The sequence below is a fragment of the Arthrobacter sp. S41 genome (assembly GCF_004320535.1).
In the GTDB taxonomy this organism is placed as follows: Bacteria; Actinomycetota; Actinomycetes; order Actinomycetales; family Micrococcaceae; genus Glutamicibacter.
This window is the reverse complement of record NZ_SIHY01000001.1, coordinates 249,447-267,902: the sequence shown is the minus strand read 5'-3', so window position 1 is coordinate 267,902 and position 18,456 is coordinate 249,447. Positions and strand designations below refer to the sequence as shown.

Annotated in this window: 17 protein-coding genes; 6 read left to right on the top strand and 11 right to left on the bottom strand. The window is 55.5% G+C overall.

Going from position 1 to position 18,456, the window contains the following annotated elements:
• Positions 1-97 precede the first annotated feature (97 nt).
• The 4 genes from EYR88_RS01320 to EYR88_RS01305 all read left to right on the top strand — a co-directional run bounded on the left by EYR88_RS01320 (position 98) and on the right by EYR88_RS01305 (position 3,175).
• Entirely contained in the window at positions 98-1,231 is a 1,134-nt protein-coding gene (locus tag EYR88_RS01320) for a CE1758 family FMN-dependent luciferase-like monooxygenase (protein ID WP_131087949.1), read from the top strand.
• Positions 1,215-1,673 carry a MarR family transcriptional regulator gene (locus EYR88_RS01315; RefSeq protein ID WP_131087948.1) on the top strand — a complete coding sequence of 153 codons (459 nt, stop codon included), beginning with the start codon at positions 1,215-1,217 and terminating at the stop codon, positions 1,671-1,673. The genes EYR88_RS01320 and EYR88_RS01315 overlap by 17 nt, the downstream gene beginning before the upstream one ends.
• Before the next feature lie 113 nt (positions 1,674-1,786).
• Positions 1,787-2,473 (top strand): hypothetical protein, encoded by a 687-nt coding sequence (locus tag EYR88_RS01310; RefSeq protein ID WP_242632425.1) that lies wholly within the window; start codon positions 1,787-1,789, stop codon positions 2,471-2,473.
• A 108-nt stretch (positions 2,474-2,581) separates the two neighbouring features.
• Complete coding sequence (locus EYR88_RS01305; RefSeq protein ID WP_131087947.1) at positions 2,582-3,175, top strand: dihydrofolate reductase family protein; 594 nt, start codon at positions 2,582-2,584, stop codon at positions 3,173-3,175.
• Positions 3,176-3,186: 11 nt separating this feature from the next.
• Here the strand turns inward: EYR88_RS01305 and EYR88_RS01300 are convergent, their stop codons facing one another.
• Together EYR88_RS01300 and EYR88_RS01295 are read right to left on the bottom strand one after the other, a co-directional pair.
• Complete coding sequence (locus EYR88_RS01300) at positions 3,187-3,663, bottom strand: SRPBCC domain-containing protein (RefSeq protein WP_131087946.1); 477 nt, start codon at positions 3,661-3,663, stop codon at positions 3,187-3,189.
• Positions 3,664-3,730: 67 nt separating this feature from the next.
• On the bottom strand, positions 3,731-4,264 hold the full coding sequence (locus tag EYR88_RS01295; RefSeq protein ID WP_131087945.1) for an N-acetyltransferase: 534 nt from the start codon (positions 4,262-4,264) through the stop codon (positions 3,731-3,733).
• Between the two features lie 416 nt (positions 4,265-4,680).
• Here EYR88_RS01295 and EYR88_RS01290 point away from each other — a divergent pair, with 416 nt between their 5' ends.
• Positions 4,681-5,817: a D-alanyl-D-alanine carboxypeptidase family protein gene (locus tag EYR88_RS01290; protein ID WP_207306451.1), complete on the top strand. Its 1,137-nt coding sequence runs from the start codon at positions 4,681-4,683 to the stop codon at positions 5,815-5,817.
• A 47-nt stretch (positions 5,818-5,864) separates the two neighbouring features.
• Here EYR88_RS01290 and EYR88_RS01285 read toward each other — a convergent pair whose 3' ends face one another.
• The 5 genes from EYR88_RS01285 to EYR88_RS01265 form a co-directional block, all read right to left on the bottom strand.
• Positions 5,865-6,731 (bottom strand): carbohydrate kinase family protein, encoded by an 867-nt coding sequence (locus EYR88_RS01285; protein ID WP_131087943.1) that lies wholly within the window; start codon positions 6,729-6,731, stop codon positions 5,865-5,867.
• A gap of 308 nt (positions 6,732-7,039) precedes the next feature.
• The gene (locus EYR88_RS01280; RefSeq protein WP_131087942.1) at positions 7,040-8,467 is read right to left on the bottom strand and encodes an SH3 domain-containing protein; all 1,428 of its coding nucleotides are present in this window, start codon (positions 8,465-8,467) and stop codon (positions 7,040-7,042) included.
• Between the two features lie 407 nt (positions 8,468-8,874).
• Complete coding sequence (locus EYR88_RS01275) at positions 8,875-10,353, bottom strand: MFS transporter (RefSeq protein ID WP_131087941.1); 1,479 nt, start codon at positions 10,351-10,353, stop codon at positions 8,875-8,877.
• Positions 10,354-10,550: 197 nt separating this feature from the next.
• Positions 10,551-11,369, bottom strand: a complete 819-nt coding sequence (locus tag EYR88_RS01270) for an IclR family transcriptional regulator (protein WP_131087940.1) — start codon at positions 11,367-11,369, stop codon at positions 10,551-10,553.
• The gene (locus tag EYR88_RS01265) at positions 11,369-12,430 is read right to left on the bottom strand and encodes a D-2-hydroxyacid dehydrogenase (RefSeq protein ID WP_131087939.1); all 1,062 of its coding nucleotides are present in this window, start codon (positions 12,428-12,430) and stop codon (positions 11,369-11,371) included. Before EYR88_RS01265 ends, EYR88_RS01270 begins: the two co-directional genes overlap by 1 nt.
• A gap of 118 nt (positions 12,431-12,548) precedes the next feature.
• Between EYR88_RS01265 and EYR88_RS01260 the strand changes: the two genes are divergently transcribed.
• Positions 12,549-13,493, top strand: a complete 945-nt coding sequence (locus EYR88_RS01260; RefSeq protein ID WP_131087938.1) for an NAD(P)-dependent oxidoreductase — start codon at positions 12,549-12,551, stop codon at positions 13,491-13,493.
• A 27-nt stretch (positions 13,494-13,520) separates the two neighbouring features.
• On the opposite strand, the gene EYR88_RS01255 is transcribed toward EYR88_RS01260, so the two are convergent.
• Genes EYR88_RS01255 through nadA form a run of 4 tightly spaced genes read right to left on the bottom strand, consistent with a single transcriptional unit; the run spans position 13,521 to position 18,419 of the window.
• A complete protein-coding gene (locus EYR88_RS01255; protein WP_131087937.1) occupies positions 13,521-14,663 on the bottom strand; it encodes a cysteine desulfurase family protein in 1,143 nt (380 codons plus the stop codon).
• Complete coding sequence (nadC, locus tag EYR88_RS01250) at positions 14,660-15,526, bottom strand: carboxylating nicotinate-nucleotide diphosphorylase (RefSeq protein ID WP_131087936.1); 867 nt, start codon at positions 15,524-15,526, stop codon at positions 14,660-14,662. Before nadC ends, EYR88_RS01255 begins: the two co-directional genes overlap by 4 nt.
• Positions 15,523-17,142, bottom strand: a complete 1,620-nt coding sequence (locus tag EYR88_RS01245; RefSeq protein WP_131087935.1) for an FAD-binding protein — start codon at positions 17,140-17,142, stop codon at positions 15,523-15,525. The genes nadC and EYR88_RS01245 overlap by 4 nt, the downstream gene beginning before the upstream one ends.
• Positions 17,139-18,419, bottom strand: coding sequence for a quinolinate synthase NadA (gene nadA / locus EYR88_RS01240; RefSeq protein ID WP_207306450.1), 1,281 nt, complete (start codon positions 18,417-18,419; stop codon positions 17,139-17,141). The genes EYR88_RS01245 and nadA overlap by 4 nt, the downstream gene beginning before the upstream one ends.
• Positions 18,420-18,456 lie beyond the last annotated feature (37 nt).

The window sequence follows — 18,456 nt, the reverse complement described above, 5'->3', positions numbered from 1 at the left end:
CAGGGAATATTTGACGCTTCAACTTGTTATTACATGCATACGCATATAAATTTGAGGTAAGCGCACATCGCAACAGCCCATAGATTCAGGAGTGGAAATGCAGTTCGGAGTATTCTCAGTCAGCGACATCACCCGCGACCCAACCACCGGCCGTATCCCGACCGAAAAGGAGCGCATCGACGCTTCGGTAGCTATCGCTAAAAAGGTAGAAGAAATTGGTATGGATGTGTACGCCATCGGCGAGCACCACAACCGTCCATTCTTCTCTTCCTCGCCGACAACTACCCTGGCTTACATCGCTGCGCAAACTGAGCGAATTATTCTTTCAACCACCACCACGCTGATCACCACCAATGACCCGGTGAAAATCGCAGAAGACTTTGCCATGCTTCAGCACCTTTCCAATGGTCGTGTGGACTTGGTCTTGGGCCGCGGTAACACCGGACCGGTGTACCCATGGTTTGGCAAAAACATGCAGGACTCAGTGAACCTGACCGTTGAGAACTACAACCTACTGCGCCGACTGTGGGATGAGGATGTGGTGAGCTGGGAAGGGAAGTTCCGTACTCCCCTACAGAACTTCACCTCCACCCCGCGTCCGCTTGATGATGTTGCACCGTTCGTCTGGCACGGCTCAATCCGTACCCCACAGGTAGCTGAAATCGCTGCCTACTATGGTGACGGTTTCTTCGCCAACAACATCTTCTGGCCAAAGGAGCACTACCAGCAGCTGATCAACCTGTACCGTGAGCGTTACGAGCACTACGGTCACGGCAAAGCACATCAGGCAGTGGTTGGTCTTGGCGGCCAGTTCTACATGGCCAAGGACTCGCAGCAGGCGGTGAAAGAATTCCGTCCATACTTCGATAATGCGCCGGTTTATGGCCATGGTCCGTCGTTGGAAGATTTCACCGCACAAACTCCGCTCACCGTTGGTTCCCCACAGCAGGTCATCGAAAAGACCCTGGCTTTCCAGGAATACTTTGGCGCCTACCAGCGCCAGCTCTACTTGGTGGACCATGCAGGTCTCCCACTGAAGACCGTGCTGAATCAGTTGGACATGTTTGGTGAGTACGTCTTGCCAGAACTGCGCAAAGAAATGGAGTCACGTGCTCCAAACGACCTGACTCCAGCTCCAACCCATGAACGCTTGGTTGTAGCTCGCCGGGCTAAAATGGAAGCTGACTTAGCAAATACCAAGGAGCCAGTAGCAAGTGACCGAGACCAGTAAACCGGTAGCCTCGCTCAAGAGCACCACCGATGCTTGGGAGTCACTCTTCCGAGCACAGGTGGCGGTCATGCGTCACATCAATTCGATGTCCGAGTTCGGCAAGCTCTCCATGCGCGAATACGACGTATTGTTCAATTTGCGCAACTGCCCCGAAGGCAAAAGCCGCATGGTTGATCTGAACAAACATCTGCTCATTACCCAACCAAGTTTGAGTCGAATGATCACTCGCTTAGAAGAGCGAGGCTTGGTAGTCCGTGAAGCAGATCCAGATGACCAACGGGCCTCACGGCTCTCGCTGACCGATCAAGGTCTCAAAGTTCAGCAGGAAATCGGCCGTGAGCATGTTAAACATCTTCATGAGCTTTTGGGTTCAGCACTGAGCGAAGAAGAATTTCACGAATTAGAACGGTTGAGCACGAAGTTGCACCGCGCCATTGACTAGTTCATCATCACAGACCCGGTAGGTCAGGCTCGCGCCCCGCCTACCGGGTTTTCTGGCACCATTGAACTAGGCAACAAAATAGTCGGACCTAGACCAGCACCGAAGGAAGATCATTGTTAGAAGATGAGCAGCTACTTTCGTTAGACGTAGCAGCTAGCCAGCTTGGCGTTCCTACCAAGGATCTAAGAACTTACCTTCAAAAGCAGCGCCCCAAGGGCGGTGTCCAAATCCCGAATAAGCCCGGCGGCAACTGGCACCTGCAACCCGCGTTGCTCACCCAGCTCGGATTCGCTGGCGCCCCGGGACTAAACGCACCGTTGGTACCTATCAGCGACGAAACCCTAGATTCGCTGGACTGGTCCGAATGGATCCCCTTTGCTCAGGCAGCCAACGAAGCACCTGCGCTTCCTGGCGTTTACGTGTTTCGCCAGCAAGGCAGCGACTCAAATCCACCGCTGTATATCGGAGCTGCCGGCGAACGAAACGGCAAGGGTGTGCGCGGTCGGTTAAGAATCTATTCTTCCGGCAAGGGCGCAACCTCCGGTCTAGGCAAACATGCCATGGATCGGGCACTGGCAGATCCCGCCTGGGTGAAAGAACTACTCCAACAGGCCGAAGCTGGAACCGCAGACAAAGTTGAGTCTGTAGCAAGGCGCGCCATTGACCGCCTGGACGGTGAGATCAGATGGGTGACTTGTGTGCACCGCAAGGCCGCCATAGTTTTGGAATCTGCACTACTAAAGAAGCACGCCGCCACGGTGTGGAATGTTGTTGGTGTTCCTAAGGACGCTGATTCCTAAGCTTCGACGCGTTCCGTGCGTGATTTGCTTGCATCTACTCTCTGACCGGTTCACTGTAGGAGTACCAATACTCAAAGCGTTTCTCCGATGATGAATTGAGGTCTAGTGATGGGGCTAGTTACTTGCGATGTTACGGTTTCCTCTGATGGTTTCTGCGCCGGACCGAATCAATGCTTAGAAACTCCGCTAGGCGAAGGCGGAGAGAAACTGCATCGGTGGCAACTTGAGCGCACCGAGGAAAATACCGCCGAGATAGCGGCCATTACCGAAGCCTCAGCGTTCATCATGGGCCTGAATATGTTTGGCCCACCAGAACAAGCCCTTGAGTCCGACTGGAGCGGTTGGTGGGGCGATAATCCTCCGTACCACGCACCGGTTTTTGTACTAAGCCACCACCCTCGACCCACACTTCGCCTTGATGGTGGCACAAGTTTTCAGTTTGTCACCCGCGGAATTCAGGAGGCGCTCTCCGAAGCCAAGGAAGCTGCCGGCGAAGGGCAGGTAGCCATCGCTGGCGGCGCCAACACGATCGTGCAGTTCTTGAACGAGGGACTCATTGATGAACTGCGCCTACATATCGCGCCGATTCAGCTCGGCAAGGGCGAAGCGATCACCGTAGAAACAATCGAGTCGCATATGGACCGTTACTCACGACGAGAAACTTCGCTAGCCACCCACGTGTACTACCGACGTCGCCGCTAGATTCGTCGAGATTACTTGTAGAAGCCCTCACGCAGGTTGATGCCGTACTCCAGCCAAGCTTTCATCGCGGCCATCATCCCGGTCCATCCCATGCAATTGCCAAAGGCCGCTTTGGCGCCATCAGTGGTGGCTTGCCACGAGGTTTCGGTGATATCGACTTTAGTTCGTGTGTCATTATCAACGGAAGTGAAATCGAAGGTCACGGTGTTCATCGCGTTATCTGAGGTGGTGTGCTCAGCGCCCCATTGAATCACGATTTTCTTTGGGGACTGCGCCTCAATGACTTTGACCGGGAAAGCGCCAGGGAAATCATGAAAATCCCAGGTGAGCGTTTCCCCGGTTTCAGCACGGCCCTTAGCCCCACCAGTGGTGAAGTAGCTAGAGAGTTTTTCGGGATCAGCAACGGCTTCGTAAACCTCGGAAATCTCTTTGGAGATAAATCCTGAGACGGTGAAGGACAGTTGCTCTAAATTTTGATCTAATGCCATGTTTCATGTCTACGCGTAGCGGTAGGCTCAGGCAACACTTCGCTACTTTTTTACCGAGAATTCTGAGTCAAACACCGAAGGGCTTGGCATACTGGTAATGACCGGTGGGCAGCTTCCGCTCATCAAAGACCCGGACCATAAAATGATCGCCCCAGGTGCTGTCGCTCGGGTTGATTCCTCGCGCGAGTGCCGGCTCATATCCAAATCGGCGGTAATAGCCCGGAGCACCCAAGAGGACGATTCCACCAAGAGCTTCTGCTTCGGCCTGATCATGGATGCTCTGCATCAAGATCGATCCGACGCCGCGGTGCTGGTATTCCGGGGCTACCGCTAGTGGGCCTAACCCGAGAGTCGGTACGCCAGCGATGTTCCCCCACGTGGCAATCACGTGGCCAATGACAGCGGTGCCATCCAAAGCGACCAAGGAAAACCTGGAGTCATACTCGTCGCAGTCGAACAGTTCTTGCAAAAGTGAGACCTCTTCAGGTTCCACCATCGGGTCTATTCCGGCGAAGGCTGCATGCGTAACTGCATACACCGCAGCACGGTCATCAAAGACTTCTGGACGGATATGCATGATCGCAAACTTATCAAAACTCACCGAGCAAGAAAAATTCTCCTCTCGGATTGATCAACCCGTTCGGGGCGTCAGGTCCGATCAATATGCTCGCCGACCACCTCATTCAAAAGCGTTTGTGCATGCCAGCTCATAACTACCGGTATCGCTTCCACCGCTGGCTGAACACATCGTAATAATTGAACTCGCAGCCGCAGGCACAAGATGACGTATCCACCTGTCTCTGACCGGGACATTCACCTTTTGACACCAATGAAGACTGGCGTCGATAAACCGCAGGCAAGTAGAACATTCATCTTCAAGCAATTGCAGAAACCTTGAATCAGAGGGCGATTAGTGATGAAATGAGCAGCACATCACTCGAGATCCGATTGGACGCACGCGTGAAATCGCCACGCATGCTTAGACTTTCTCTGGCCATGACGCTAAGTGTTGCGTTAATGGCAACATTGATGCCGCTAGCTCCAGCCTCTGCCACTTCGAGCATTGCTGCGCCGAGCGAAATCAGCACCCAAGCACTCTCGGTAGACTCGGCGGTACACATAGCTGCACGCAAGATCCAGCGTGATCCGAGCCGGACCGACGTATTTGTGAACAAGAGCTACCCGTTGAGCCCCAAAAAATACGCGCCTAAGACAGTTGCAGTACCAGGCACTAACGTTCGCCTGAAATCTTCGGCATCATCTGCTTACACCACGATGGTCAAGGCAGCAGCCAAAGACGGAGTCAAGATTCGTGCGGTCAGCGGCTACCGTTCCTACGCCCGTCAGGCGGAGCTCTACAACTACTACACACGAATCTACGGTCAGAGCTACGCATCTAAGATTTCGGCCGTCCCGGGAACCAGCGAGCATCAAACGGGCCTGGCCATCGATGTTGGAAACAACAACAGCGCTTGCGGCCTGCAAGCCTGCTTTGCCGATACTCCTGTTGGCCGTTGGGTTGCAAAGAATGCACATAAGTACGGCTTCATCCTTCGTTATCCGAAGGGCCAAGAATCGGTCACGGGATACTCGTACGAGCCATGGCACTTCCGCTACTTGGGAACGTCACTGGCCAAGAGCTACAAGAACTCAGGCGCGAAAACTCTTGAGGCCTACTACGGTGTTGCCGGAAGCAAGTCCACCACTCCTCCTTCCAAGAGCGCCAAGGGAACGGCAAAAACAAGCGCAAATTTGAATATGCGTAGCGGCGCTGGCACCGGCAACCGAATTTTGCTGACCATTCCTAACGGCAAAACCGTCAAGCTCACCGGTTCCAAGAATTCGGGTTGGTACCAGGTTCAGTACAGTTCAAAGACCAGTTGGGTTTCTGGCAAGTACCTAAAGAACATCTCCATGCCATCGAATACGTCCAAGGACACTCCAAAAAAGGATGACTCCAAGACCATCAAGGCAAAGTCGGCTAAGACGACTGAAAACCTGAACATGCGATCCGGTAACGGAACCAACCACCGAATCATCTTGACAATCCCCAAGGGTAAAAAGGTGAGCGTCACCGGTTCCAAAAAATCGGGGTGGTACCCAGTGAAGTACGCCGGTAAAAACGGTTGGGCCTCTGGCAAGTACTTGCGTTAAATCATCACAATAAAATGCCGCAGCCCTTGGACATAGTCAGCTAGCTGCTAATCAATCGGCTGCCAGAGCTCGGCGAGCACCGGATGCAAGTGCCTGGTTTTTAGAGCTTCTGTAGCTTGGTGCGCGGCCGCGCTTAACGCTTCCTGGACGTCGTTACCGTTCAGAGTTGCAGCGAGGAACCCTGCCATGAACGCATCGCCTGCACCGTTGGTGTCAACTATTGTTGCCGGTGCGGCTGCAACCTGGTGCCGGGTGCCGTCAGCTTCCAAGGCGATCGCACCTTTGGCACCCAAGGTGCACACCGCCAGCTGCGGGCCACGTTCAAGACAGGACTTCATGAGCGTCCAGGGATCATCAGTTCCGTCGTCATTCATGAAGACTGTGCTGGCCCGGCTCAGAAATGGTTCGTGGAAGGTCGAGGACCCGTCATAGTCATGTAGATCCATCCACAGTGGCGGGTGCTCAACAGGTAACAAATCCAAGAGGTGCTGGCCCACGACGCTGAGGTCGATGACCGCAACACGTGCGCCCATTACTGCCTCACAAAGGGCTGCTACCGACGCGGCTGTTGGTGCAGAGACCGTAGAGACATAGATGGAAACTCGGCTTCCACCAGCCATGAGGTTAACGTGCCGTTCGGTGTCCTTGCTTGGGATGACCTGAACGTGGACTCCGGCGGTTTCGAGCAGGCTTTTTACCCGAGTGCCATCTGTGTCCTCATCCAAACTGGTCCATAGCTCAACATCCGCTGCCAGCCCGGCCAGATGCAGTGCTTTACCCGCGCTTGTTCCGCCTACCGTGTGCCAGGCTGACTGTGCGAACTGCGTGTGAGGTACCGGTTCTGGTAGGTGATCCATCTTGATCAGATGATTCCATGTGGCCGGACCGGCAATGACAATGCGGGATGAGGCCATCAATGGTTCTCCTGAGATATCTGAAACGTCTGCGGGGCGGAGCCCAAGGTTCGGTGAAGCACATATCAAATGCGGGGTCAGGTCCTTCCCCGCAGACAGCGTTCACAACACGCCCAACCTATAACACGCTGTAGCCAGGCGCCAGAGTCTTGGAGCTGAAGGGCGAAAGCTCTGTCAGGTTTCATTGGCCCGCTGCCCTTCAGGCCCCGGCTGCGGTGCGACGAGCCAGCACTCCGGCTGCCGAGGCCTATTAAAGCAGTAGACGCTTGAACACAATGTTCAAGCGTCTACTGCTTTGTGCGTTGCTTTTAGCCGTTCAGCATGCGGTAGTTTAGTGCCCCACCGGTTGCAGAATCACCAAAGGTCTCCACATGGATATGGTTCATGTGTCGGGTGTTGTCAGTCCAGTTGTTTGTGAACTGAGTGCCGTACTTACCTGAAGTAGAGTATGGCTCCCATCCCTTGCTCTCACCCAACCAGATCTTGTCCTGCCAAATCAGGTAGCTGATGCCCAGCTGCTGACGGTTATCCAGAAGGAACTGAGCGATGCGGTCACCGGCCTGAACGCCTGAGGCGCTCTGGTAATTGCGGATCATCACGTCTACTGCTCGTCCTGAGCTATGGCCTACAGAGCCTGAACGCAGAGTGCCCAGTGAGGTGAAATCGCCGGCGAACAGTCTGCTGACCGTGTTCATGACCAGTCGGGTATCGCTGCGCACCCCGCTGGTTGACGAGCCAGTTGCCGAAGTGCTCAGGTAGCTAGAGGCGACATAGCCGACACCAACACTGCCGGAAACCTTTGACCAGCCGGCCTCGGCACTGAGTACCTGAACCTTGGAACTAGCCGGAACAACTCCCTTGACCTGGTAGTTAGTTCCCGGACCGGAACGAAGGTTCACGCTGGAAGTGGCGTAGGCAGTCTTGGTAGGAGTCTGCTCTGGTTTAGGCGCTGGTTGTGGCTTCTGCGGCGTAGCGGCATTGCCGAGGTACGACTTGCTGACCCAGCCTGTTCCCTTGGAAGTTGAAACCTGAGCCCAGTTGCCCGAGGAGCGATAGACCTTGACCTTTTCGCCCTTGGGGATCACACCCCGTGAACGGTAGCTGAGTCCAGCACCGGTACGCAGATTCAGGTTAGCTGTGGTGTAACGAGAAGTGCTCGTTGTTTCCGGGGTGGACTTCTCTGGGGTCGAGGAAACGCCCGAGGACTTGAGGTAGCTGGCCTTGGACCAGCCGGTGCCCTTGGAAGAAGAAACCTTGGCCCAGCCGCCAGAAGTTTTCAGGACGGTGACACGCTCACCCTTAGGGATCACACCTAGCGAGCGATAGTTAGTTCCACCGCCACTGCGAAGGTTCAGATTGGCAATGGTGTAGCGCACGGCGCCACCGTTGTTTTGCGACGCGGAGACGGTGGCTAGGTAGGAGTTGGAAGACCAACCGGTCTTGCCAGCGTATCGAACCTTGCTCCATGATCCGCTGGTGCCCAAAATGGTGAGTTTGGTTCCCTTGGGAATGACCGCCAAGGTGGCCGAAGATGTGCTGCCCTTGGCACGCAAGCGCAGATTCGCCGTGGTGCGCTTGGTGACTGTGGACTTTGCAGCTGCGACGTTGAGCTTAGTCGAAGGCAATGATTTGGGAACTTCAGGGGTGGCTGCGGTTGCAACCGCTGCCTGTGCACCTGTTCCGATGGTCATGGTTACGGCCAGCGCTAAGGCGGCACTACGTCCAGGAATCCTCATAGGGTCCTTCTGTTTGTGGCTCAGTGCAGTCGCTTGCCACCTGATGTGCGTGGTCTAGCGCTACCCGAACTAATGATGCGAGTTGACTTTAGTTTTGGCCTCAGCCACGAGACTGCGCCGGTGCCGCGCCCTATTATGGACTGCGCCCAGTGTAACTTTGCCACATCGCGGCGCTCTGCGCACCTAAATTCAGCCATCTCAGCGCCAAAACTTACGCCGAGTAACAAGTTTTTCGTCATTTTACTACTTCTGGGTAGTCCAGACCACTAAACCAGTCCCCCAGTAGCAGGGTTCACAAAATTAGTGTTTTGCCCAGAACAAAGCGAACCTCCAAGCAACCCAGTTGCTTGGAGGTTCGCGTTTTGAGTTTTGGTTATCTACCCACGGTCATTTGTGGCCGTTGGGATCTACCGTTCGTCCATCGAGACCGGCTCCCGGTCTACGGTGAAGGAGGTGCGAGCAGAAACTGCCGAGGCACCCATACCTTGACTGCCGGAGAGCCAGACATCGTCGCCTGCTTCTACCGAGGAAATCTTGACTGCATCGTCGGTGCGGGTCAAATCTCGACGCAGGGTTTCAGGAACCAAGAAGGTCGAAGCTACGGTGATGGCCGAAAGCACTGCCATATACAGTCCCAAGACCAACCAGCTGCCATCGGTGATGGCAATCAGGTAGGCACCGAGCACACCGGCCAAACCACCGGCGAGCACTGCAGAGATTTCGCGGGCCATAGCCACACCCAAGTAACGGTGACGACTGCCAAAGAGTTCAGGAAGCATGGCGCACTGTGGGCCAAGCATCGTGGCAACACCAAAGCCGATGCCCACTGCGATCACGGCAATGGCCAAGGCGTGGCTGCCCAGGGTCAAGGCCCACCATGCTGGCAGTGAGTACACCAGCATGAAGACCGCGCCGGCACGATAAATGATTCGACGTCCGAAACGATCAGAGAGTGCTCCGGCAAACGGTACCGAGAAGACACCGATCAACGAACCAATGGTCACACCCCAGGTAAGCAAGCCCTTGTCGGCTTCCGGTCCAACAATGGTGACGAAGAAGCTCAGTGCCAGGCCCTGGAACATGTAGGAGCCACCGTTTTCCGCCATGCGCAGACCGATACCTACCAGCACGCCGGGGAAACCGTTGCGGAATAGCTCGCGCAGTGGGTGCTCGGAGACCTGTTCGCGCTTTTCCATCTCAACAAAGGTTGGGGTTTCTTCCAACTTTGAACGGATAAGCACAGCCAGGATGATCAGTAAGAATGATGCCAGGAACGGTACACGCCAGCCCCAGGTCATCAAGGCTTCTTCAGGCAGCATGGTTAGCAGCGAGAACACCACCGCGGCCAGCAAAGTTCCGGCCTGAATACCGATAAATGGTAGGGCCGAGAAGAATCCGCGTCGTGCAGTTGGTGAGTACTCTGCCATCAGCACGGTAGCGCCGGCTTGTTCGGCACCTGCGCCGAAGCCCTGCAAAAGGCGCAGGAGCACCAGCAGAATTGGGGACCAGATGCCAGCCATCTGATAGGTAGGCAATACACCAATCAAGGTTGATGCGCCGCCCATCAGCATGATGGTGATGATCAGGACAATCTTTCGCCCCAACCGGTCACCGAGCATTCCGAAGAACAGGCCACCAAAAGGCCGAGCAATAAATCCAACACCAAAGGTGGCGAATGCTGCCACCGTGGCCATGGCCGGATCGCCTTGTGGGAAGAAGAGCACATTGAAAATCAGCGCCGTGGCCAAGCCGTACAGAGCGAAGTCGAAATACTCCAGTGCACTACCAATACTCGAGGCCAAGGTGGCCCGTTGCAGGTTTTTAGCGTAGTTCGCATCAAGTGCTGAACCGCCGGAGCCGGTGGCTCCCGTTGGCGTTGAATTCATGGTGGTCTCCTTTGACGAGTGAAGCACATCACTTCTACCTGAATTGAAGATACCAGCATAGCGAACGCTGTACAACATATTGGACGCATTATTTTTGGTTGATATTTCTTGGAAAACAAAAGCGCCACCTCGCACGCCCTTCACAAGGGGAAACGAGGTGACGCTCTAAAACACTATTTAGTTTTCGCTAGAGACAATTAGTCTCGTGCGGCGCGGGCTCTCCAAGGATTTTCAAGACGCGCAGCCACTTCGCGTAGTGCAGTACCTACAGCAGCCACACGTAACGGGTCAGCCTGATCCATCGGAATAGCAGTTCCAAGAGCCAATGGCGGATCACCTGGCGACCAGGCAGCCAACGGTACGGCTACGCCGGTAACGCCACTGGTTGAATGCCCTTCATCCACCGCAAATCCACGCTCACGCGCCAGCGTCAAACGTTGACGAAGTTCCTTCGGCGTCACTTCCAGACCATCAATCCCACTGCGCAATGGCAGATTCTGGTCGATATGTTCGGTCAGCTGATCTTCGGTGAGCGACATTAGCAGCGCATTACCCGCCGCACTAAAGACGGCCGGTAGCCGCGAACCCAGAGGAGCACCAAAGCGGTAAGGCATACGCCCCTCATGACGAGCTAGGTACAGCGCGTCCGCGCCATCAAGCATGGCAATCTGCACCAGCTCACCACGCAGGGTGGGTGAGGATGAGATGAGCCCGAAGAATTCGCGCACCTGATTGAACTGCAGCGAGTACGCTCCGCCAAGTTCGGCATTGCGTCGACCCAGTCCAAATCCGTCACTGGTGCGCCGTATCATTTCGCCGTCTTCCAATGCTTGGCAAAGGTTGGCGCAGGAGGATTTGGCAATGCCCAAGGTTCGTGCGAGCTCACTAAGTGAGAGCGCACGACCATCGGCTTCAGCAAGCAGACCTAGAATTCCCAAGGCTCGGGTCACCGCCGGCGCAGGGTCTCTATTACCCCGTTCGCCGATGCCTTCAGTAACCTCAATTTCGCTTGTCATTAGTAGAATTCTACGGTGTCGACCTTGTTGCGCAAGTCCTGACCATCCAGGAAGCACGTTGCATTATGAGCGAAGAGACGAGCGATTCGCGTAGTCTCTTGGCTGCTCAGCGCAGCTGTATGCGGACTGATCAAAACATTCGGGTGATCCCACAAAACGCTGTTCGGATCCAACGGTTCCTGAGCCACCACATCAAGGGCAGCAAATCCGATTCGACCCGCCTGCAATGCAGGGATGAGCGCAGATTCATCAACCACAGTTCCACGTCCCACGTTCACAAAGATGGTTCCTTCGCGGACCGCTTCAAAGACGTCAGCACCCAGCAGTCCTTCGGTACTCTTGGTGCCTGGAAGCGTGGCGACAATGGCATCTACCTGACCAGCCACTTCGGCCAGCTTGGAAGGATCAATCAGTCGATCTACACCCGTAACTGGTTGGCCGCTACGCGAGGTTCCCCAAACGGTAGATCCGCAGGCCTTAAAGCGTTCCGCTACTGCGGTACCAATGCCGCCGAGGCCAACAACAAGAATGGTCATCTCATCTAGATGGCGCATACCCCAGCGTTCCGAGGGCCAAAACTTATTGGCTTGGTCAGCTTCAAGCTTGCGCAGATTCTTTGCACCGGCCAGAACACCAAAGAGGGCAAATTCCGCCAGAGTTGAACCGTGGACTCCGGCACTGGTGGAGAAGGCGACGCGCTCCAGTTCTTCCGTGGTCAGCCCTGCGGCTTTAACTTGCGCGCCACCACCGGCAGCAGTGGTGTGCACCCAGCGAAGTTCCGAGTTTTCGCCCACGGTCTTCTTCAGAAGTCCTGGGTTTACGTCCGGAATTCCAAAGAGTGCCTGTGATGAAGTGATGATCTCTTGATAGCGTTCAGCTTGTTCGGCCGTGCGCGTGAACTGCGGATCACCCTCCCAGTCACCTTGCCAGCGCTGGGGCCGGTAAAGCCCCGGTTCATAAATGAAATCCAAGCGGGGTTCGAGTTCTTGCATGAGTTCAATATCTGCTGCGGGTACATCTACGGCGATTCCCACGCGCAGGCGTTGTGTTGTAGGCGTCATTGCTCTGTTTTCCTTCCGTCTGGTGACAGCATAGCGTCTTGGACAGTATATTGAACAGAGTTCTCTATATTGACCACCCTTTTTTACGTCGTTCCACTTCACAACAAAGGAGTTGCTGATGAATTCACCAGTACAAAAGAACACACCTCTTGTAGGCGTGATCGGTCTTGGAGCCATGGGACGTCCTATGGCCAGACTGCTAGCCGAGGGCCACGGAGTGGTTACCGTGACTTCCAGCCGACCGGAAGACCAGGTGCTCACCGACCTACGATCAGAGTTGGAAGACGGCACAAACCCAGAAAACATTCGGTGGGCATCCAATGCGGCACAACTAGCGGCCGAATGCGATGAAGTTCTACTTATGCTTCCGGACCTTCCACAGATCAGCGAAACCCTGGAAGGCCCTCAAGGACTCTTGGCCGGGCTGGAACAGCGATCCGAAACAGCCCCACCACTACTGCTTCTTATTGGCTCCACGTGCTCGGCCCCCGGGGTACGCAAACTAGCTGAAGACCTCACCGCACGTTTCGGCGAGCGCATTTACGTCGTCGACGCACCGGTCTCAGGCGGTGAGGATGGTGCCAAAGCAGGCACGCTTTCCATCATGCTTGGCGGATCACAAGCTCTTTGTGAACGAGCATCTGAGGCATTGGCACCTTGTGGCACGTCGGTGCGTCTAGGCGAACTCGGGTCCGGTCAGGTTGCTAAGGCGTGTAATCAATTGGTTGTCAGCGCCACCATCTTTGCCTTGGGTGAAGCGTCGGTGTTGGCTGAGCGTTCCGGGCTAGATCTGGAAGCCATGTGGGACCTATTGGGTCACGGGTACGCGTCGTCGCGCCTACTTGATAGCCGTAAAGATCGGCTGGTCTCAGGTGATGATTCACCTTCTGGTGCTATCAAGTACATGCGTAAAGATCTTCACGGTGCCAACGAGATCGCCGAAGCCACCGAGACCAATGTGGTGTTACTGCCCCAGCTACGTGCGGCCATTGAGGAAGTCATTGATGCGGGCCTTGGCGACCGAGACATCTCCGTCACCAAGCGTTTTGTCGCTGAGCGGTAAGCTGCTGACCGCTAAGCCTCTGGCTGCTTAGCTCACCAGAGATTTGATGGTGGCGACCACCGCGCTGGCTACCTGACTGATCTCGTTTTCCTTGGTGCTGCGGGTGAAGGATAAACGTACGGCGGTATGTGCGAGTTCCTCCTCGTACCCCATGGCCGTGAGCACAGCTGAGGGTTCGGTGCTTCCGGCCGAGCAGGCCGAACCAGAAGAGCACAGCACTCCTCGACGTTCTAACTCGATGAGTACTGTTTCGCCCGCGGTGCGTGGGAAGACGAAGGAAACGATGCCGCCGATTCGTTGTTCAGGATCCCCGGTGAGTTCTACTAGGCCTGGCGCGATTGCGTTCACCTCCTTGGTGATGCGCTCAATGAGGTACTTCGAGTAGCTATCACCGACTGATGCTTCACGCTGCTCGGCGCCGAGTTGCAGGGCTCGTGCGATTCCTACTGCAGCTGCTGGGTTCTCAGTGCCTGAGCGTACACCGCCTTGTTGTCCCCCACCGTGCAGTAAAGGGACCAGGCGATGACGGTTGCTGAAGTACAGGACTCCGCTTCCTTTTAATGCGCCAATCTTGTGCCCAGAAATGCTCAGTGCATCAACGTGGGTGGCGAGCAGCGCAACGTCCAGCCATCCAGCGGCCTGTACCGCATCGGTATGCATCAAGGCACCGGCTGCGTGTGCAAGTGAAGCTAGTTCCTTGATGGGTTGGATGGTTCCAACTTCATTGTTCACCGCCATCACCGATAGCACTGCGACGTGCTCATCAATGAGGTCATTGGCTGCGTCCATGTCCACGATTCCGTTACGCCCTACCGGGATCATGCGGTGGGTGAAGCCATGGAACTGCACCAGATAGGCGCAGGCCTCTAGTACAGCCGGGTGCTCAATGGAACTGGTCACGACAACTTTTCCACGCGGATTGGCCAAGGCTGCACCGATCACTGCAGTGTTATCGGCTTCGGTGCCACCAGAGGTGAAGTAAATTTCGCTTTCGTCTACCCCGAGGTGATCGGCAACTTGAGCGCGGGCCCAGTCGCTGGCGCGCTTAGCTTGGTGGCCCAATTCGTGTAGGGACGCCGGGTTGCCGTAGTTGCTAGTAAGTAGCGGGGTGACGAGGTCAAGAACCTCTTGTCTCGGCGGTGCGGTGGAGGCGGCGTCCATGTAGATCATGCAATAACCATATCCAAACCGAGGTCAATGGCTCGCACCGAGTGGGTGATGGCTCCGCTGGAGATGATGTCCACGCCCGTTTCAGCGATAGGTCCGACAGTTTGAGCGCTAACCGTGCCGCTGGCTTCGATGATGGCCTGCCCATCAATGAGCTTTATAGCTGCGGGGATGTCTGCAAGATCAAAGTTATCCAGCATGATCACATCTACGCCGGCTGCCAGAACTGCGGGGATCTGCTCGATTCGATCCACTTCAACTTCCATGGCGGTGGTGTGTCCCAACCGGGCGCGAACCGCTACCAGCGCTTTAGTGAGCTCTTCACCCTCACCGAGCAATGCCAGATGGTTATCTTTGGCCATGAATGCGTCGGAGAGATTATCTCTGTGATTCACTCCCCCACCACAACGCACTGCATACCGTTCAAGTACCCGTAGGCCCGGTGTGGTTTTTCGGGTATCGGCAATGCGAGCTTTGGTGTGCGCAACGAGGTCTACCAGCTGCGCTGCAGCTGTGGCGATAGCGCTCATACGCTGCAATAGGTTCAGTGCTACCCGCTCTGCGGTCAATACCGAGGCTGCTGGTCCGTGAACTTTGAGCAGTTGCGCTCCAACCTCAAATTTTTCTCCGTCCTGGATCAGCGCAGTGACCTCAATCTGAGCATTGATCATTTTCATGGCCCGGGTAAAGACTTCGGCTCCGGCAAGTACTCCAGGTTCACGTGCGCTGACTACTGCGGTAGCCACCGCGCCCACCGGGACGATGGAATCTGCAGTGAGATCTCCCCGTGGATTGTCTTCAGCAAAAGCGATGTCCAAGATGCGATCAATAGCTTGGGCCGGTACTGGACGGATGGGCTGGTTCATGCGTGGACTTCCTTGCTTTCAGACTGATTGATTATTGGCTTCGCGGTATCTAGGACCCAACCGAAACGCTGTCTGTTGTTATCACTGCCAGCTGGCGCATCAAGTCGGTGATGCGCTCCGAGACTTTGTTTACGGGTCAGCGCGGAGTAGGCAATGATTCGTGCGCTGGTGAACAGGTTGTTGAGTTCAATTTGGGCACGTTGCTCTTGAGCTACCGGGACGCTGGCATCCAGTACGGAAATTAGCTGTTCAAGTCCATGCCCGCTGCGGTGTACCCCGAGGTGCTCACTAGCCAATGCTTGTAGCTGAGCTAGGTCCAATGGCGCTTTGGTCCACACCGGTGGCAACTGGGTAACTTGTAGGTCGCTGAGCTCGCAGACTCGTGTCGGCGCATCGGTACTCATGACGTAGATGGCTTTGCGGGCAAAGACCATCGCTTCCAGTAACGAGTTGCTGGCCAAACGATTGGCCCCGTGCACAGTGGTATTGGCACATTCCCCGGCTGCATAGAGCCCTGGCACACTGGTACGTCCATGGGTGTCGGTGTGGATTCCACCCATGACATAGTGCTGGGCTGCCACCACAGGTACTGGGGCCACTGCAAGATCCAGTCCGCACGCTTTCAGCCGCGCGCTAATGGAAGGGAAACGGCTGGCGAGGAACCCTTCACCTCTCTGGCTCTCTATTTCGCGGGCGTCGATAAAGACTTGATGGCCTGCTTGGTATTGGGCGTGGATCGCTCGGGCCACCACGTCTCGTGGTGCAAGCTCTGCCAGCTCATCAATCTCCAGCATGAAGCGCTGTCCGAGTTCATTGACCAAGACGGCACCTTCGCCACGTACCGCTTCGCTGATCATGCCGGCATTCGGGTGAAGTGCTGGGTCAACCAAGGTGGGGTGGAATTGAATAAATTCCAGATCACTAATCACCGCTCCAGCACGGGCAGCTAACGCAATTCCGTCAGCGGTTGCACCTTGCGGGTTGGTGCTCGCTTGGTACAGGGAGCCGATACCACCGGTAGCGATGAGCACCGAATCAGCATTGAAAGACTGTTGCTGATTTCCCTTTAGATAGTTCACCGTGCGCTGTCCATCATCACCGGAAACGATCTCGGTGACCAGAGCATGCTCTAAAAGCTCTATCTTGCCTTCCTGCACAGCGGTTCGAACGGCCTGTGTCAGCGCAGCGACTAATCCTGCGCCCGTAGCGTCTCCGCCTGCATGCAGAATCCGGTTAGCACTGTGCGCGGCTTCCAGCCCAAGTTCATAGTTGCCTGCCGTATCGGTATCAAAGTGGACCTGATACTTTTCCAGCGTGCTGACCAGCTCGGCAGCTGCACCGCATAGTTCCTGAACCGCATTTTGACCGCCGTACCAGGCACCAGCGCGCAAGGTGTCAGCTACGTGGCTAGCCACGCTATCTCCTACTGCCTCACCTTGAGCTGTCACCGCCGAAAGTCCACCTTGAGCGCAGGCACTGTTTCCGGCACCTAGTTGCTCTTTGGTCACCATGACTACTGGCAGTTCTAACCGAGCGGCCTCCAATGCTGCGCAGAGTCCAGCCACACCGGAGCCGATAATCACCAGCTTCCGGTCTTCCTTTAATGCCTTGTTCATGGCTTTGCTGCCAGCATGCGCTCTAGGGCAATTTTTGCGTCACCCTGCTGTTCTTTTGGCACAGTGATCTGGTTGACTACGCGTCCTTCTACCAGTTCCTCTAGTACCCAAGCGAGATAGCCGGGGTGGATCCGGTACATGGTGGAACAGGGGCAGATCACTGGGTCAAGGCAGAAGATCGTGTGCTGTGGGTACTGCGCAGCCAAACGGTTGACCATGTTGATCTCGGTACCAATGGCGAAGATGGTTGGTTCGGTGGCGGCGGCGATAGCTTTTTGGATGAAGTCGGTGGAGCCGGCAGAGTCTGCTGCGTCGACAACTTCCATTGGGCACTCGGGGTGCACGATGACCTGTACACCTGGGAAGTCTTCACGTGCCTTGGCAATTTGGGCCGGGGTGAAGCGCTTGTGCACGGAGCAAAAACCGTGCCACAAGATGACCTTGGCGTCGAGTACAGTCTGGGACTCATTACCGCCCAATTCCTTACGCGGTGTCCACATTGGCATCTGCTCTAGTGGCACGCCCATAGCCTTGGCGGTATTACGACCTAGGTGCTGATCAGGGAAGAACAGTACCCGGCGTCCGCGTTCAAAGGCCCATTCCAAGACGGTCGCTGCGTTGGATGAGGTGCAGACCAATCCCCCGTTGCGACCCACAAAAGCCTTGAGTTCAGCGGAGCAGTTCATGTAGGTCACCGGGATGACTGGCATCCGTCCGTCATCTTCTTCATCTGCGTAAAGTGCCGTGAGTTCCTCCCAGCACTTTTGCACGCTGGGACCGTCGGCCATATCGGCCATGGAGCAGCCTGCAGCCAGATTTGGCAGGATCACCGCTTGGTCATCATGGGAAAGAATGTCGGCGGTTTCAGCCATGAAGTGCACACCGCAGAAGATGATCGCCTCAGCCTTGTCTCGGCTCAAGGCTGCGTTGGCCAGTTGGAAAGAGTCACCAACAAAGTCCGCGTATTTCACCACTTCATCGCGCTGATAAAAGTGTCCGAGGATAACTGCTTTCTCCCCCAGCTTTTCTTTGGCCGCCACGATCCGAGCATCTAGTTCAGCATCGCTGGCTTTCAAGTACTCTTCGGGGATGGAGCCCTGCACCGGGTACCCGGAAGGAATCTTGTCTTCTTGGGAAGCACCAGGACCATAACCGGCCGGGGTATCCCACGGGTTTGCGGCCAAGTCGGTGGAGCAGGTGGAATCTGGAGCCAAGAGGTTCAGCCGGGTGATGTTCTGGGCGACAGATCCAAAGTTGTCAGTTAGTTCGGTGCTCATGGGGTTGTCCATTTCTTGCGAATCAAAAAAGATAAAG